Consider the following 15,710-nt stretch of genomic DNA (forward strand, 5'->3'; position numbering starts at 1 on the left):
GAAACTGTGGCTGAGTTCCGGCATATCGGCACAATCTGTCGCGCGGTGTCCGCTAGACCCAGGCTAGCCTTTCACCTCGCGGAGACATCAATGGGGCTCACCTTCGACCCAGCCGACGTCACCCTCCCCGAGCTTGGCCACCGTATCGGCGGCCGCCCGCGCACGGGAGCACCCGCAACGACGCTTCGGCGTCCGTCCGACGGCCAAGCCTACGCGGAAATCCCGTGCGCTGACGCGCAGATCGTGGACGAGGCTGTCGCCACCGCCCGTGCAACCTGGCGCACCAGCGGATGGGGCGGCTGCCACCCCCGCGAACGCGTGCGCACGCTGCACGCCTGGGCCGATCTGATCGATGCCGAAGCCGGTGAACTGGCGCGGCTCGAGGCTCTTGGCTCGTCCCGCCCGATCGCAGAGCTGGTCAAAGGCGACGTCGCCACGATCGCCGAGCAGATCCGCTTCTTTGCCGAATTCGCCGACAAGGAAGGAGGCGCTCTGCCGCCGGTCGGGGATGCGCGCTTTGGCATGGTCCAGCCCGAGCCCTATGGCGTCGTCGGCGCGATCACGCCTTGGAACTTCCCGCTTTCGATGGCGGTCTGGAAGCTCGCCCCGGCGCTGGCGGCCGGCAACGCCGTGGTGATCAAGCCCTCGGAGGTCACCCCGCTGTCGACCCTCCGGCTCGTAGAGCTTGGCGAGCGGGCGGGCTTGCCCGCAGGGCTGGTCAACGTCGTCCTCGGGGACGGCCCCGTCACCGGCAACGCGCTCGTGCAACACCCCGGCGTGGCCAAACTGTCCTTCACCGGCTCCACGCGGGCCGGTGGCGCGATCATGGAAGCCATTGGACGCAGCGGCGTTAAGCCGGTCACGCTCGAGCTGGGGGGCAAAAGCCCCCAGATCGTCTTCGCGGACGCCGACCTCGACCTCGCCGCCGCCTGCGTGGCGCGCGGGATCGTGGCGAACGCGGGCCAGGTGTGCGTCGCAGGCTCGCGCCTCCTCGTCGCCCGGGAGGTCGCAGAGGAACTCTCGGAGAAGATCTCCGAGATCATGGGGAGCAAACGCCCCGGTGCGACCTGGTCAGAGGAGAGCAGCTACTCGCCCATCATCTCGGAAACCCAAATCGCCCGTATCGAGAGCATCGTTTCTGCAAGCGTCAGCGCAGGGGCCGAGATCGTCAGCGGCGGGACCCGGCTGGGGCAGGAGGGGTGGTTCTATGCCCCGACGATCCTTGGCGGCATCACACCCGACAATCCAGCGGTGCGTGAGGAGATCTTCGGCCCTGTCCTGACGCTTCAGACCTTCACCGACGAAGCCGACGCACTCCACCACGCCAACCACGAGACATACGGGCTCTGCGCCGGCGTCTTCACCCGCGACCTGAACCGCGCGATGCGGATGACACGGCGGATCGAGGCAGGGACGGTTTGGGTCAACCGCTACGGCCGCTCGCAGGATCATATCATGCCGACGGGCGGGTATGGCGGTTCCGGCATCGGCAAGGACCTCGGGCGTGAGGCCTATATCGCCAACTGCCGGCACAAGACCGTGCTCATGGACATCGGGACAGACTGATATTCGCGAAAGCGGTCGTGTCAGGGTACGGCATTGCCTGATCCCCGATGCCTACGACCGTTTGCTTCTGCCCGCCTAGCGTAGCCGGTCCAGCAAACGGTAATAGAGCCCGACAGCCGGCAGGAACCACGGCTTTCCGAAATGCCCCGGAATTGCGGGCCAGTCGAGCCCCGCGAGCGGATTTTCCGGCGCACGGCCAAGCGCCATGTCGGCCAGCATCGTTCCCATCAGGCTCGAGAACTGCGCGCCGTGCCCAGAATAGCCCATGGCATAGGCGACCCCGTCGGCCTCGCCAGCGCGCGGGTACCGGTCGCGGGTCATGCCAACCAGTCCGCCCCAACAGTAATCAATCTCGATCCCCGCAAGATGCGGGAAAATCTCCCCCAGCCCCGCCTGCAGGATGGCACCGGAACGGGACTCGCTGTCCGCATCCGAAGTCGCGGAAAACCGCGCGCGACCGCCAAAAATCAGCCGGCGATCCGGCGATAGCCGGAAATAGTTGCCGATATTCTTGGTCGTGACGCAGGTCCTATCGCCGGGCAGCGTGCGTGCCGCCTCCGCCTCGCTGAGGGGGCGGGTCGCGACGACGAAGCTGCCGACGGGGACGAGCCGTCGGCGGAAATAGCTGAAGGGCCCGTGGGTATAGGCGTTAGTGGCGAGGATCACGCGCTCCGCGACAAGCTCGCCCCTCGGCGTCGTGAGCCGCCACCCGCCATTCTCGCGCTTGCGGTCGGTGACCGGGGCGTTCTCGTAGATCGATGCACCGTGACGGACCGCCGCCTCGGCGAGGCCGGTGACGTAGCGCCCCATGTGCATCATGCCCGCCTTGCGCGACAGCATGGCGCCATGGAAGCCGCCGCTTCCGACCTCGGTGCGCAAATCCTCGGCCGAAAGCAGATCGGTATCGGGATCAACCTCCTGATGTACGGCCTCGAAATTGCGCTTCAGCGCATCGAAGTGGCCCGCCTTCGAGGCCAGCTTCAACTTGCCCGAACGGCGGAAGGCGCAATCGATTTGCTCTTCGGCGACGATCGATTCGATCAAGTCCACGGAACGATCGAATGCCTGATAGAGCGCCTTCGCGCGCTCTGCCCCGAGCTCGGTCTTCGCCGCAAGGTAGCTGTGGGCAAGCCCGTTGTTCAGATGCCCGCCATTGCGTCCCGACCCGCCATGGCCGACATCATGCGCCTCGAGCAGCACCGTACTGACGCCGGCCTTTGCAAGCGCGCGCGCCGCCGAAAGCCCGGTGAAGCCGCCGCCGACGATCGCGACATCGAACCGCCCTTCGACCGGGCCCGGCACCGCCCCCGTGAAACGAGGGGCGGTGTCGCGCCAGTAGGGAGTCAGCTTCATATCCCTCATGGTCAGAGGCCGACGACGGCCGGCAGCCCCCGGATGTCGGGGATCTCGGTATAGCCATAGAAAGGATTTGCCGGCTCGTGCCCCCGGTTAACCCAGACCTTATTGCGGATCCCGAGATCGTGGGCGGACATCAGATCGTAGCGGAATGAAGAGGAGCAGTGCAGGATATCCTCCGGCCCGCAGCCCAGTTGATCGAACATGTACTCAAACGCCCTAAGGCGCGGCTTATAAGCGCCGGCTTGTTCCGCGGTGAAGACATGCGCGAAAGGGGCGCCCAGCTTTTCGACATTGGACATGATCTGCTCGTCCGCCGCGTTGGACAGGGCCACGAGCGGATACTCCTCTGCTACGCGGGCCAGGCCCTCGGGAACATCGGGATGCGGTCCCCAGGTCGGCACAGCCTGATAGAAGCGCCGGGCCTCGGCCTCATCGAACGCCACGCCGTGGCGCCGGCAGGTCCGCTCCACGGCGTTGACCAGAACCTGCTCATAGGGCTTCCAGTCCCCGAGAATCTCGTCGAAGCGATAGGCGCGGAAATCGTTGATGAATGCCTGCAATGCCTCGGGCGAGAGGCGCGGGCCGTAAATCTCGGTGGCGAGTTCGCCCATCTGAAAGCGCGTTAGCGTGCCGTAGCAGTCAAAGGTAATGAACTTGGGGCGGAAGGTCATGGTCGGTCCTGTCAGTTGCTCGACGGATGAAGGCAAACGCTCCGACGATGAACCTTAGCCCCCTGGGCGTCGCGGCATCTGTGCAAAGGCGCCAGCATTCCGGCAGAAAATGCCAAATCTGATACATGCCAAGACAGCCACTGCCATCCCGATGCAGCCGCGCACGGCCCCTCATTCGACCAAAATCACGATCCGAAGCTGTACGCCGCGCGACCACCCGGTCGGCCGGCGGTCTACAGCACGACGACCGATCTCACCGCCGTCCGTCTAACTAGCGCTGCGCTTGGCTGGGCTCCTTCGAACGAACCGGGTCGCCCCTTCGCTGGCATATGATGCGGCAAGGTGCGGAGTTCTTCAGCCGATTCCTGTGCCGTTCGGAATGAATGCGGTCGCACCTGCCAGCGCGACGCTCGCAAACTCATCGTGATGACACCGATGGAGACGTCATGACGCCAATCACGCTCGCCCCATTCGAGGTGGGTCACCTCGACACCGCGCTGACCTTGTCCCAGCAGGTCGGCTGGCCGCATCGGATAGAGGACTGGGAACTCATACGGATCCTCTCCCGCGGCTGGGTCGCGCTGGAGGGCGCGCAGGTGGTCGGCACGGCCTTCCTCACGCCCTACGGCCCCACACTTGGGGCCGCCAACATGATCATCGTCGACGAACGGATGCGCGGACGCGGGGTCGGCCGGCGCCTGATGGACGCGCTGCTCGAGGCACGCGAGGGCCGCACGCTGCAACTCGTCGCGACCGAGGCCGGGCGACCGCTTTACGAGCGGCTGGGCTTCCGCCCCCTGGTCCGGATCGCGCAGTACCAGGGCACCGTCGGCCAAGTACGCGCCCCTGGCGGCGTCGAACCGGCGGACCAGCACGACCTGTCGGAGCTGGTCGACCTGGATCACGCGGCCAGCGGGGGGATGCGAAGCGCGCTCCTGTCGGCGCTGATCGACCAAGGTCCTGCTGCCGTCATTCGCCGGGCGGGGAGGATCGCGGCCTTTGGCTTTCGCCGCCCCTTCGGCCGCGGCCACGTCGTGGGTCCCATCATCGCAAGTCATATAGAGGACACCCAGGCGCTGACCGCGCATCATCTCGCCGCATGTCCAGGGGCCTTCGCCCGGATCGACGTGCCGGAGCCCACGCAGATGGGGAGCTGGCTGGAGGAAACCGGCCTTCTCCACGCCGGTGGCGGGCTGATGATGCGGCTCCCAGGCCATCCTCTGCCGTCCACCGAAGCGACTGTCCACGCTTTGACCAGCCAGGCTCTTGGATAACAGCGAGCGGTTTACAGCCATGTCCATGAACTCACTTCCGGAACTCGACCGAGACCATCTTATCCACCCCGTGACGTCCTTTCGCGGCCACGAAGCCGCCGGCGTTCGGGTGCTGCGCTCAGCCAACGGCGCCCGCATCACGGATACCGAGGGTCACGAACTCGTCGACGGCTTCGCTGGTCTTTGGTGCGTCAATACCGGCTACGGACAGGAAAGCATCGTCGAGGCGGCTACCGAGCAGCTCCGCCGCCTGCCCTATGCGACCGGCTATTTCGGCCTGGGGTCGGAACCGGCGATCCGCCTCGCCGCCTCGCTGGCCGAGCGTACGCCGGGGGACCTCGACCACATCTATTTCACGCTCGGCGGCTCTGACGCGGTGGACAGCGCCTTGCGCTTCATCCGCTACTTCCAGCAAGCACGCGGCATGCCCGGCAAGGACCAGGTCATCTCGATCGAGAAGGGCTATCACGGCTCCTCGACCGTCGGGGCGGGGCTGACGGGCCTGCCGGCCTTTCACGAAGGCTTCGGCGTACCACTCGACTGGCAGCACAAGATCCCGTCGCCTTATCCCTACCGCAATCCAGTAGGCGAGGACCCACAGGCCATCATCGACGCATCGACGCGCGCGCTGAGCGATAAAATCGCTGAGCTTGGCGCCGAGCGTGTTGCCGCCTTCTTCGTCGAGCCGATCCAGGGGTCGGGCGGCGTCATCGTGCCCCCGAAAGGCTGGCTGAAGGCCATGGCCGAGACCTGCCGCGCGCATGACGTCCTGTTCGTTGCAGATGAGGTGATCACTGCCTTTGGCCGAACCGGACCGCTGTTCGCATCAGCGGACGAGGACGTCATCCCTGACCTGATGACCGTCGCAAAGGGACTAACCTCCGGCTACGTGCCAATGGGCGCCGTGTTCATGCGCGAACATGTCTATGCGACGATCGCCGATGGCGCCGGCAGCCACACGGTCGGCCACGGCCACACCTACTCCGCCCACCCCGTCAGTGCGGCGGTGGGGCTTGAGGTCTTGCGCCTCTATGAGGATGGGCTGCTCGAAAACGGCCGGCGCATGGGCACGCGCCTGCTTGACGGGCTGCAGGGGCTCGCCGCGCATCCGTTGGTCGGCGAGGTCCGCGGGAAGGGTATGCTCGCGGCGATCGAACTCGTCACGGACAAGGCAGCCCGGACACCACTGCCCGCCGCCGCCGAGCCGGGCCAGCGTCTGTTCGACCGCGCCTGGGAAGAGGGCGTGCTCCTGCGCGCCTTCCCCTCGGGCGTGCTGGGCTTTGCCCCGCCGCTCTGCTGCACGGAAGCGGAGATCGACCGGATCGTCGAGATCACGGCCCGCGTCCTCGACCGGACGCTCGAGGATCCGGATATCCGCCAGGCGATGGCCTGAACCGGACATGGCATTGCTCTACCTTTCAGATGCTGAGCGCGGCCAGGTCTGGCGGCGCATCTTTGCCCAGGAGCTACCGCACCTGGCTTTCCTGGAAGGACAGGATGCGGTGCATGATCCCGCGGACGTCCGCTATCTCGCGACATGGACGGCGCCCCCCGACCCAGCTGGGACCTTCCCCAATCTGGAAATGATCCTGTCTGTTGGCGCCGGGGTGGATCAGTTCGACTTCGAAGCCTTGCCCGACCACGTGCGGGTCGTGCGCACCGTGACGCCCGGCCTCAGCGCCATGATGTGCGAATACGTCTGCCTCGGCGTGCTGGCGATGCACCGTGATCTCGCCCGCTTCGTCGTCCAGCAGCGCGCGGAAACCTGGGCGCCCGGCCACCCCGTCCTCGCCCGACACCGGACGGTCGGCGTGATGGGCCTTGGCACGCTTGGCCGCGCGGCTCTGGAAGCGCTCCGGCCGTTCGGCTTCGGGCTCGCCGGGTGGGCGCGCAGCCCCCACGCCATCGCGGGCGTCGAGACCTATTCCGGACACGACGAGCTCTCGCCCTTCCTCGCGCGCTGCGACATCCTCGTCTGCCTTTTGCCGCTTACCGATGAGACGCGCGGCCTATTGAACGCGCGCACCCTCTCGCAGCTACCAGAAGGCGCCCGGCTGGTCATGACGGGGCGGGGAGAACAGCTCGACCACGCCGCGCTCATCGACGCGCTCGACACCGGACACCTCGCCGGCGCGATGCTCGATGTCACCGATCCGGAACCGCTCCCGCAAGGACATCCGGTCTGGCACCATCCCCGCATCCTCCTAACCCCGCATGTCGCCACCGTGACCGATTCCGAGGAAGGCGCATATTCCGCTGTGGCTGCAATCCGTGCGCACGAATCAGGTCAGGCCCCCGAGGGACTCGTGGATCGGGCACGCGGTTATTGAGCCTCCCGCTTGATGCTCTGGCATGCCGGCCTGTCGCCGGACGACGGGACGAATCAGTAGGGGCATGCCGGCGACCGGGGAAGCGGGGTGGCGGCATAAATGTCCACAAAGCGCCTTTTCAGGATCGCTCAAGCCCCTTGCGCAGCACCCATTTGGGCGTTCTGACGCCCCGCGAGGCCCCGGTCAAAATGTTGTGTGTCAATCTATTGCGAACACAATTCAAGATGCGCAACAAGCGAACATCATCCGGTCAATTTCCGGCCAGTCTCTTGCGAGGGTGAAGGAAATTCTGTTCTGCCCGGGCGAATTGGCACGATCTGCTGGTAAGGCCGGGCCGTTCCGCCCAATCGTGGTGCGTAACTGTGTCACACTTCGGAAAGGTCGTGTCCCGCCGAGTGGTGTAGGAGCTGTGGGTAAGTCGGCCGCCGCAGCGACCGCCACGAGTCAGGCGGCGGCGGCCGACTTATCCATAGCGGTGGTCATCGCGTTTCCCCGGTAAGGTTTCGTTGCCAAACGCAAACCAACACCCGGAGATCCACGATGACCGACGATATGATGACCTTGCAGACCCTGCTGGCCAAGCAGCCCGATGCTGACGTGCTGCGCGAGATGATCGGCTTTGCCGCGCAGCGCCTGATGGAGCTGGAGGTCGAGGCCAAGACCGGCGCGGCCCACGGCGAGCGCAGTCCGGATCGGCTGACTCAGCGCAACGGCTACCGAGACCGGATGTGGGAGACCCGCGCCGGCACGGTCGAGCTGCGTATCCCGAAACTGCGCCAAGGCAGCTACTTCCCCGGGTTCCTGGAGCCGCGGCGAATGAGCGAAAAGGCGCTCACGGCGGTAATCCAGGAGGCCTACATCCAGGGCATCTCCACCCGCTCGGTCGACGAGCTGGTCAAGGCGATGGGGATGAGCGGCGTCTCCAAAAGCCAGGTCTCGCGGCTGTGCGAGGAGATCGACGAGCGCGTCACCTCGTTCATGAACCGGCCGCTGGAGGGGGACTGGCCGTATCTCTGGCTGGACGCGACCTACGTCAAAGTACGCCAGCAGGGGCGGGTGGTCTCGGTCGCCGTCGTGCTCGCCATCGGCGTGAACACCGACGGCCGGCGGGAGGTGCTGGGCATGGACATCGGTGTTTCCGAGGCGGAAACCTTCTGGGTCGAGTTCCTGCGCAAGCTGCGCCGGCGCGGCCTGAAGGGCGTCAAGCTGGTGGTCTCGGACGCGCACGAGGGTCTGAAAGCGGCTGTGACCAAGGTCCTGAGCGCCACCTGGCAGCGCTGCCGTGTGCATTTCGCCCGCAACATCCTGGCCCACGCCGGCAAACAGGGCCGGCGCCTGGTGGCCGCATTCATCGGCACCGCGTTCGCCCAGCCCGATGCCGCCTCGGCCAAAGTGCAGTGGCGCCAAGTCGCTGACCAGATGCGCCCCAAGCTGCCCAAGCTCGCGGCGATCATGGACGAGGCCGAGGAGGACGTCCTCGCCTACATGACGTTCCCGCGGAACCACTGGACCAAGCTCAGCTCGACCAACTCGATCGAGCGCACCAACGCGGAGATCAAGCGGCGCACCGACGTCGTCGGGATCTTTCCCAACGAGGCGGCCATCACTCGCCTGGTCGGGGCGATCCTGATGGAGCAGAACGACGAATGGGCGGTCCAGCGATGCCGCTACATGACGCTGGCCACCATCAGCGAGGTCAGCGAAGATAACGTGCCTCTGCTGGCCGCCGTCGCCACCTGAACCCCGACGGAACCAACCCGGGGAACGCATCGACGCCGCGGCTCTTACACCACGCTATGGGGCACGATCTTCGGAAATTAAAGCCGTCTCAATAGCAGGCTGAGGGGATCGAGCGTATTCACAGACCCAAGAGTGGCGCGAACCACACTGGGCAGACCGCTTCTATCGAGGACAGGGAGACGGACGGAACCGTGACCGACACCGCACTGGCCGAATTCAACGTCATGACCTTCGACGTCGTCGGAACGCTGATCGACTTCGAAACCGGGATCGTCGAAGGATTGCGCGCGATCGGCCGCGAACACGGGGTCGAACTCGACGGCGAGACCGCCCTGTCTCTTTACCGCGCCGAACGCTACGCGCCTGATGCCGGGCGTTTCCCGGACGACCTCGCCCGCTGTTACGCCCGCATCGCCCCGCAACTCGGCCTCCCTTCTGACGACACCCTGGGCGCGCGCATGGTTGAAGCCGTCGCCGCCTCCCCCGCTTTCGAGGACAGCGCCCAGGCCCTGGCAAGGCTTGCGCGCAGCTACCGCCTTGTGGCCATGACCAACGCACGCCGATGGGCGCTTGAGCGCTTCACGCAGCGGCTCGGCGACCCCTTCTGGTTCAGTGTCACCGTCGACGAGACCGGGACCGAGAAGCCCGACCCGGCGTTCTTCCACCACGTCCTCGCGAAGATTTCGGAAGCCGGCTTTCAGAAAGAGCAGATTCTGCACGTCGCGCAGAGTCAGCACCACGACATTGGTGTCTCGCGCCGTCTTGGTCTGACCAACTGCTGGATCGAGCGCCGGCAAGGCAAGGGCGGCTATGGCGGCACCATCGCGCCGGAAAGCTTCACCGAGCCCGACTATCACTTCCCCTCGATGCGAGCCTTGGCCGACGCGGCCGACGCCGCCCATCGCGGGGGCTGACACCCCATCGTCCGAAGCCGGCAACAGAACCGGCGGGCAGGGACGACAACGACCTGCAATAGGAGCAAAAAATGACGGACAGGGTACCTTCGAACTGGACCAACAAGCATGACCGGATGGTCGAGGATGCACTGCGCCGCGGCGCGAGCCGTCGCGAACTCCTGCAGATGCTGCTGGCCGGCGGCATCGGTGCAACCGTCGGCGGCACGCTGATTGGCCGAGCCAGCCGAGTTCTGGCCGCGGAACCGAAACACGGCGGCAGCCTCCGCGCCGCCGGCTGGTCGTCTTCGACCGCCGACACGCTCGACCCGGCAAAAGCGCAGCTTTCCACCGACTATGTGCGGATCTGCTCGATCTACAACCGTCTGACCTATCTGAACGGTAATAGCGAGATCGAGATGGAACTCGCCGAATCGGTCGAGAGCGATGACGCCAAGACCTGGGCCGTCAAGCTGCGCTCCGGCGTTACCTTCCATGATGGCAAGCCGCTCACAGCGGCGGACGTGGTCTACTCGTTCAACCGCCACAAGGACGACGCCGTCGGCTCCCAGGTCGCGTCGATGGCAAAGCAGATGAGCGAAATCACCGCCGAGGACAAGCTGAATGTTCGGATCGTGCTTTCCGAGCCGAACGCCGACCTGCCGATCCTCATGTCGCTGCATCACTTCCAGATCATTGCCGACGGCACGACCGACTTCAGCACGGCGAACGGCACCGGCCCCTTCATGGTCGAGGAGTTCGAGCCCGGCGTCCGCTCCATCCTGGTGCGCAATCCGAATTACTGGAAGGAGAACCGGCCGTATCTCGACAGCTTCGAATTCTTCGGGATTGCCGACGATAGCGCGCGGCTCAATGCCCTGATGTCCGGAGATGTGCAGTACGTCGGTTCGCTGAGCCCCCGCGCGACCCGTCTCCTGGACAGCAATCCGCAAGTCGAGACGCTGAGTTCGACGGCCGGCAACTACACGAATCTCAACATGCGGCTCGACATGGCGCCCGGCAACGATCCGGATTTCGTCACGGGCATGAAGTATCTGCTGAACCGGGAGCAAACGGTGAAGTCGGTACGCCGGGGCCTCGGGATCGTCGCCAACGACCAGCCGGTGCCGCCCTCGAACCGCTACTACAACGACGAACTCAAGCCCAAGCCCTTCGATCCCGAGCGTGCCCGTCACCATTTCGATCGGGCCGGGGTGCTTGGCAAGAAGATCACACTCACCGCTTCGGATGCGGCGAACGCCTCGATCGACATGGCGGTGCTCCTGCAGCAAGCCGGCAGCGAGATCGGCATGAACTTCGAGGTCAACCGCGTGCCGGCGGATGGGTATTGGTCGAACTACTGGCTCAAGGACCCGATCCACTTCGGCAACATCAACCCGCGGCCGACGCCGGATATCCTGTTCTCGCTGCTCTACAAGTCTGATGCGCCCTGGAACGAAAGCAGCTACCAGTCTGAGAAGTTCGATCGTATGCTGATCGAGGCGCGCGGCATGCTCGACGAGACCAAGCGCACTGAGATCTATCACGAGATGCAGCGCATGATCGCCGAGGACGCCGGGACCGCCATCCCTGCCTGGCTGTCGGAGCTGGATGGCTATAACACGCGGGTTCGTGGGGTCGAACCGCATCCCTTCGGCAACTTCATGGGCTACGCTTTCGCCGAGCGGGTCTGGCTCGACTCCTAAGCACCAAGCCCCCTGCTTGTGACGCTCCCCGGGCATGCGACCCGTGCCCGGGGAGTCAGCCCAAGTCAGTCGTCCGACCAAATCGGAGGATTAATGCGCAGCCAAATCGGAAACATGGTGCTGCACCGCCTTGGCGTCATGCTCGTGACGGTGCTCATCGTTTCCTTCGTCGTCTTCTTCGCGACCGAGCTTCTGCCAGGCGACGTCGCACAGATTATGCTGGGCCAGGCCGCAACGCCCGAAGCGGTCAAGGGCCTACGCGAAGCGATGAACCTCGACGAGCCGGCGGCCCTTCGCTTCCTCAGTTGGCTCGGTGGCCTGCTAAGCGGCGATCTCGGGGTTTCCTACGTCAACGATCAACCGGTAGCGATGCTCATCTCGGGCCGGCTCGCGAACTCGCTTCAGCTCGCGGCGGTCACGGTCTTGGTCTCTGTCCCGGTTGCGCTGACGCTTGGCATCACAGCGGCGACGTATCGGGGCTCCCTCTACGACCGGATCGTCTCTGTTATATCGGTGAGCGTCGTCTCCGTGCCTGAGTTCCTGGTGGCGACCGCCTCGGTGCTGATCTTCGCGGTCTACCTCGGTTGGCTGCCAGCGCTCTCCTTCTCCCGCGAAGTCGACGGAATCCTCGATATCCTGCGCGTCTACGCGATGCCGGTGATCAGCCTCAGCTTCGTGGTTTCGGCGCAGATGATCCGGATGACCCGGGCCGCTGTGATCGACACGCTCAACACCTCCTATGCTGAAATGGCGCGCCTCAAGGGGGCTTCGCGACGACGCGTCGTGCTACATCACGCGCTCCCCAACGCCCTGGGACCGATCGCCAACGCCATCGCGCTGTCGGTGTCCTATCTGCTCGGCGGCGTGATCATCGTCGAGACGATCTTTAGCTATCCGGGCGTCGCGAAGCTGATGGTCGACGCGGTTTCGACCCGCGACCTGCCCCTCATCCAGGCATGCGCAATGCTCTTCTGCTTGGCGTACCTCACCCTCGTGACGCTCGCCGACATCATTGCCATCGTCTCCAACCCGAGGTTGCGGACATGATCGCGCGACGCCTGCCCATAACCCCCGCGCGCCTCGGCATCCGGTTCAACGCCGTCGGCATCACGGGGGCAACCATCGTCCTATTCTGGGGGCTCGTGGCCCTTCTGGCGCCGCTCCTGGCGCCCTATTCGGTGGGCGCCATCGTCGATCAGGACTTTTTTGGACCGGTTTCCTCACAATTCTGGATGGGCTCGGACTATCTGGGGCGCGACGTCCTTTCCCGCGTGCTCTACGGCGCACGCTTCACCGTCGGCATCTCCCTGGCGGCCACCACGCTGGCCTGCTTCATCGGCGTCACGCTCGGTATGATCGCAGCCGTGGCGGGCGGCTGGTTCGATACCGGGCTGTCACGCTTCCTAGATGCGCTCAACAGCATCCCGCACCTGATGTTCGGCCTTGTGGTCGTGGCCGCCATCGGCTCCTCGCTCCCCGTTCTGATCGGGACGCTGGCAGTGATCTACTCGCCGGGTGCCTACCGCTTCGCAAGGGCGCTCGCGGTGAATATCAACACGATGGATTTTGTAACGGTTGCCCGCGCGCGGGGCGAGAAAACGAGCTACCTGATCTGGTCCGAGATCCTGCCCAACATCGTCGGTCCGGTGCTGGCCGATTTCGGCTTGCGCTTCGTCTTCATCGTGCTGGTGCTCTCGGGGCTGTCCTTTCTCGGCCTGGGCGTCCAACCGCCCTATGCCGACTGGGGCGCGATCGTGAAAGAGAATATCGGTGGGCTCCCGTTCGGGGCCCCTGCGGTTATCTTTCCCTCCCTCGCGATCGCGAGCCTGACGATCTCGGTCAACATGTTGATCGACAACCTGCCGGTGAAGATCAGAGACCGGAGCGCCTAATGAGCAATCTAGTAGAAATCCGCGATCTGCATATCAAAGCCCGCACGGACGCCAATCGCGTCGTGGAGATCATCCAAGGGGTCGACATCGACATCGCCGAGGGCGAGATCGTCGCGTTGATCGGTGAGAGCGGCTCCGGCAAGACCACGATCGCCCTGTCGGTGATGGGCTACCAACGCGACGGTTGCTTCGTCTCCGAGGGCGAGGTGCGGCTCGACGGCCACGACGTCTATGCGATGGGCGAACGGGAACGCCAAGCACTGCGCGGTACCGAGGTCTCGTACGTGCCGCAGTCGGCCGCGGCTGCCTTCAACCCATCCCAGACCATCATGTCGCAGGTGATCGAGGTCTCGAACATCCACGGGCTGATGAGCCCGGACGAGGCCCGTGCCAAGGCGGTGGAGCTGTTCCGCGCCCTCACCCTGCCCGATCCCGACAATATCGGCGCACGCTACCCCCACCAGGTTTCGGGGGGCCAGTTGCAACGCCTGTCGGCGGCGATGGCGCTGATCGGCAACCCGCGCCTGGTGATCTTCGATGAGCCGACCACAGCCCTCGACGTCACGACACAGATCGAGGTGCTGCGGGCCTTCAAGTCGGTCATGACGCAGAGCCGGATGGCCGGCATCTATGTTTCCCACGACCTCGCCGTCGTCGCCCAGATCGCCGATCGTATCGTCGTCTTGAAGGACGGCGAGATACAGGAGACCGGGCGGACGCAACAGATCCTCGAATCGCCCACGCATGACTACACCAAGGCGCTGGTCGCCGCCGTGGCCCCGGTGCCTCACACCGAGGACCGCGCCGCGATGTCCGCCGCCCAACCGGTGCTCGAAGCCGACGGGCTGGTTGCGGGCTACGGCCGCCTACAGGCGCACGGGATGCCGGCGGTGGTCGCGCTTAAGGACGTATCACTCGAGCTCTGGCCTGGGCGCAACCTGGGTGTGATTGGCGAATCAGGCAGCGGTAAATCGACACTTGCGCGCTGTCTTGCCGGGCTTCTGCCGCAGGTATCGGGAAGTGTGCGCTTCGCCGGCGAACAGCTGGCCCCAGAGGTCAAGCAGCGGACGAAAGAGCAGCTGCGGCAGATGCAGATTGTCTTCCAGCTCGCGGATACCGCGCTCAACCCGCGAAGGCCGGTTGAAGCCATCCTCGGTCGACCGCTTACCTTCTATCATGGGCTTCGGGGCAAGGCGCGCCAGAACCGCGTCTACGAGCTTCTGGACATGGTCCACCTTCCCCGGCATTTGCGCTCCCGGCTTCCCGGCGAACTCTCCGGCGGACAGAAGCAGCGCATCAATCTGGCCCGCGCGCTGGCCGCCAACCCCTCCGTCATCTTGTGCGACGAGATCACGTCCGCCCTCGACACGGTGGTCGCCGCGGCCATCCTCGACCTGCTCAAAGAATTGCAGCAAGCGCTCGACCTGTCTTACGTCTTCATCAGCCATGACCTCTCCACGGTCGAGGCGATCTGCGACGATGTCATGGTGATGCTGAACGGCGAGACCGTGGAACGCATGCCAGCGGCGCAGATGCGCCACGGCGCGACCCACGAGTATTCCCGCCTCCTGATTTCCTCGGTGCCTCAGCTCGACACCGGTTGGCTCGACGGACTTGAGGACGATCCCGCGCTGCGCGAACTCGCGCAGCGCTGAGCGCAGTTGCTTACTCGACGATATCGCTAAAGATGCGTGTCAGGGGGACGTGCGTCTTGACGAAGGGGGACTTGATGACAACGAAGCTGAAATACTTATCGATACCGACCTCGCTCTCGATCAAAAGTTCCATCGTCTGTTGATAGTCGATGATACCGGCGGTAACGAATTTTAACAGATAATCGTACCCGCCTGACACAAGATGACATTCGACGCAGGAATCGATCTTCTCGATTGCCTCCTGAAACCGGACGAAATCGATCTGCCGGTGGTTCTTGAGGGTAACCTCGGTGAAGACCGTAAGTGTCTCCCCCAGCTTTGCCAGATCGATCTGCGCGAAATAACCGGTGATATAGCCGGCGGACTGCAGTTTCTTCACCCGCAACAAGCAGGGGCTGGGCGACAGGTTCACGAGGTCGGCAAGCTCGACATTGCTGACCCGCCCGTTGCGTTGCAGTTCATAGAGAATTTTCAGATCGATACGGTCGAGCTTCGGCCGCTCGTTCATCGCCATTTCCTTCCGAGGTAGTACAGCACAATGTTGCAGACGCCTGCTCAACACGTCTCGCAACGTGTGATCCGTTTCCTCCTTTTCCCACGCAACGCAACGGCTTGGGTTTCAAA

The 15,710-nt window shown here is 64.7% G+C and carries 13 protein-coding genes; 10 read left to right on the plus strand and 3 right to left on the minus strand.

Annotated features, from left to right (window positions below):
• The first annotated feature begins 90 nt into the window (after window positions 1–90).
• Window positions 91–1,566, plus strand: coding sequence for an aldehyde dehydrogenase family protein (locus tag RHOSA_RS0100530; protein ID WP_027287148.1), 1,476 nt, complete (start codon window positions 91–93; stop codon window positions 1,564–1,566).
• A 75-nt stretch (window positions 1,567–1,641) separates the two neighbouring features.
• On the opposite strand, the gene RHOSA_RS0100535 is transcribed toward RHOSA_RS0100530, so the two are convergent.
• Together RHOSA_RS0100535 and RHOSA_RS0100540 are read right to left on the minus strand one after the other, a co-directional pair.
• Entirely contained in the window at window positions 1,642–2,919 is a 1,278-nt protein-coding gene (locus tag RHOSA_RS0100535; protein ID WP_027287149.1) for an NAD(P)/FAD-dependent oxidoreductase, read from the minus strand.
• Between the two features lie 11 nt (window positions 2,920–2,930).
• Window positions 2,931–3,596 carry a haloacid dehalogenase type II gene (locus RHOSA_RS0100540; protein WP_037255417.1) on the minus strand — a complete coding sequence of 222 codons (666 nt, stop codon included), beginning with the start codon at window positions 3,594–3,596 and terminating at the stop codon, window positions 2,931–2,933.
• A 446-nt stretch (window positions 3,597–4,042) separates the two neighbouring features.
• Between RHOSA_RS0100540 and RHOSA_RS0100545 the strand changes: the two genes are divergently transcribed.
• From RHOSA_RS0100545 to RHOSA_RS0100585, 9 genes are all read left to right on the plus strand, one after another.
• The gene (locus RHOSA_RS0100545) at window positions 4,043–4,870 is read left to right on the plus strand and encodes a GNAT family N-acetyltransferase (RefSeq protein ID WP_037255420.1); all 828 of its coding nucleotides are present in this window, start codon (window positions 4,043–4,045) and stop codon (window positions 4,868–4,870) included.
• A gap of 25 nt (window positions 4,871–4,895) precedes the next feature.
• The gene (locus tag RHOSA_RS0100550; RefSeq protein ID WP_437123682.1) at window positions 4,896–6,263 is read left to right on the plus strand and encodes an aspartate aminotransferase family protein; all 1,368 of its coding nucleotides are present in this window, start codon (window positions 4,896–4,898) and stop codon (window positions 6,261–6,263) included.
• Between the two features lie 7 nt (window positions 6,264–6,270).
• Complete coding sequence (locus RHOSA_RS0100555; RefSeq protein WP_027287153.1) at window positions 6,271–7,200, plus strand: 2-hydroxyacid dehydrogenase; 930 nt, start codon at window positions 6,271–6,273, stop codon at window positions 7,198–7,200.
• Between the two features lie 540 nt (window positions 7,201–7,740).
• Window positions 7,741–8,940 (plus strand): IS256 family transposase, encoded by a 1,200-nt coding sequence (locus tag RHOSA_RS0100560; protein WP_027287154.1) that lies wholly within the window; start codon window positions 7,741–7,743, stop codon window positions 8,938–8,940.
• A 191-nt stretch (window positions 8,941–9,131) separates the two neighbouring features.
• Window positions 9,132–9,854 (plus strand): HAD-IA family hydrolase, encoded by a 723-nt coding sequence (locus RHOSA_RS0100565; RefSeq protein ID WP_027287155.1) that lies wholly within the window; start codon window positions 9,132–9,134, stop codon window positions 9,852–9,854.
• A gap of 71 nt (window positions 9,855–9,925) precedes the next feature.
• Complete coding sequence (locus tag RHOSA_RS0100570) at window positions 9,926–11,539, plus strand: ABC transporter substrate-binding protein (protein ID WP_027287156.1); 1,614 nt, start codon at window positions 9,926–9,928, stop codon at window positions 11,537–11,539.
• Window positions 11,540–11,632: 93 nt separating this feature from the next.
• Window positions 11,633–12,586: an ABC transporter permease gene (locus RHOSA_RS0100575; RefSeq protein WP_027287157.1), complete on the plus strand. Its 954-nt coding sequence runs from the start codon at window positions 11,633–11,635 to the stop codon at window positions 12,584–12,586.
• Window positions 12,583–13,431: an ABC transporter permease gene (locus tag RHOSA_RS0100580; RefSeq protein ID WP_027287158.1), complete on the plus strand. Its 849-nt coding sequence runs from the start codon at window positions 12,583–12,585 to the stop codon at window positions 13,429–13,431. Before RHOSA_RS0100575 ends, RHOSA_RS0100580 begins: the two co-directional genes overlap by 4 nt.
• On the plus strand, window positions 13,431–15,086 hold the full coding sequence (locus RHOSA_RS0100585; RefSeq protein WP_027287159.1) for an ABC transporter ATP-binding protein: 1,656 nt from the start codon (window positions 13,431–13,433) through the stop codon (window positions 15,084–15,086). Before RHOSA_RS0100580 ends, RHOSA_RS0100585 begins: the two co-directional genes overlap by 1 nt.
• A gap of 10 nt (window positions 15,087–15,096) precedes the next feature.
• On the opposite strand, the gene RHOSA_RS0100590 is transcribed toward RHOSA_RS0100585, so the two are convergent.
• The gene (locus RHOSA_RS0100590; RefSeq protein WP_027287160.1) at window positions 15,097–15,594 is read right to left on the minus strand and encodes an Lrp/AsnC family transcriptional regulator; all 498 of its coding nucleotides are present in this window, start codon (window positions 15,592–15,594) and stop codon (window positions 15,097–15,099) included.
• Between the last annotated feature and the right edge of the window lie 116 nt (window positions 15,595–15,710).

This window comes from Rhodovibrio salinarum DSM 9154, from assembly GCF_000515255.1.
Lineage (GTDB): Bacteria > Pseudomonadota > Alphaproteobacteria > Kiloniellales > Rhodovibrionaceae > Rhodovibrio > Rhodovibrio salinarum.

What these genes read in the sequence shown, in the direction of transcription:
- RHOSA_RS0100530 (WP_027287148.1), top strand. Translation starts at nt 91, where the DNA reads ATGGGGCTCACCTTCGACCCAGCCGACGTCACCCTCCCCGAGCTTGGC.
- RHOSA_RS0100535 (WP_027287149.1), bottom strand. Translation starts at nt 2,919, where the DNA reads ATGAAGCTGACTCCCTACTGGCGCGACACCGCCCCTCGTTTCACGGGG.
- RHOSA_RS0100540 (WP_037255417.1), bottom strand. Translation starts at nt 3,596, where the DNA reads ATGACCTTCCGCCCCAAGTTCATTACCTTTGACTGCTACGGCACGCTA.
- RHOSA_RS0100545 (WP_037255420.1), top strand. Translation starts at nt 4,043, where the DNA reads ATGACGCCAATCACGCTCGCCCCATTCGAGGTGGGTCACCTCGACACC.
- RHOSA_RS0100550 (WP_437123682.1), top strand. Translation starts at nt 4,896, where the DNA reads ATGAACTCACTTCCGGAACTCGACCGAGACCATCTTATCCACCCCGTG.
- RHOSA_RS0100555 (WP_027287153.1), top strand. Translation starts at nt 6,271, where the DNA reads ATGGCATTGCTCTACCTTTCAGATGCTGAGCGCGGCCAGGTCTGGCGG.
- RHOSA_RS0100560 (WP_027287154.1), top strand. Translation starts at nt 7,741, where the DNA reads ATGACCGACGATATGATGACCTTGCAGACCCTGCTGGCCAAGCAGCCC.
- RHOSA_RS0100570 (WP_027287156.1), top strand. Translation starts at nt 9,926, where the DNA reads ATGACGGACAGGGTACCTTCGAACTGGACCAACAAGCATGACCGGATG.
- RHOSA_RS0100575 (WP_027287157.1), top strand. Translation starts at nt 11,633, where the DNA reads ATGCGCAGCCAAATCGGAAACATGGTGCTGCACCGCCTTGGCGTCATG.
- RHOSA_RS0100580 (WP_027287158.1), top strand. Translation starts at nt 12,583, where the DNA reads ATGATCGCGCGACGCCTGCCCATAACCCCCGCGCGCCTCGGCATCCGG.
- RHOSA_RS0100585 (WP_027287159.1), top strand. Translation starts at nt 13,431, where the DNA reads ATGAGCAATCTAGTAGAAATCCGCGATCTGCATATCAAAGCCCGCACG.
- RHOSA_RS0100590 (WP_027287160.1), bottom strand. Translation starts at nt 15,594, where the DNA reads ATGAACGAGCGGCCGAAGCTCGACCGTATCGATCTGAAAATTCTCTAT.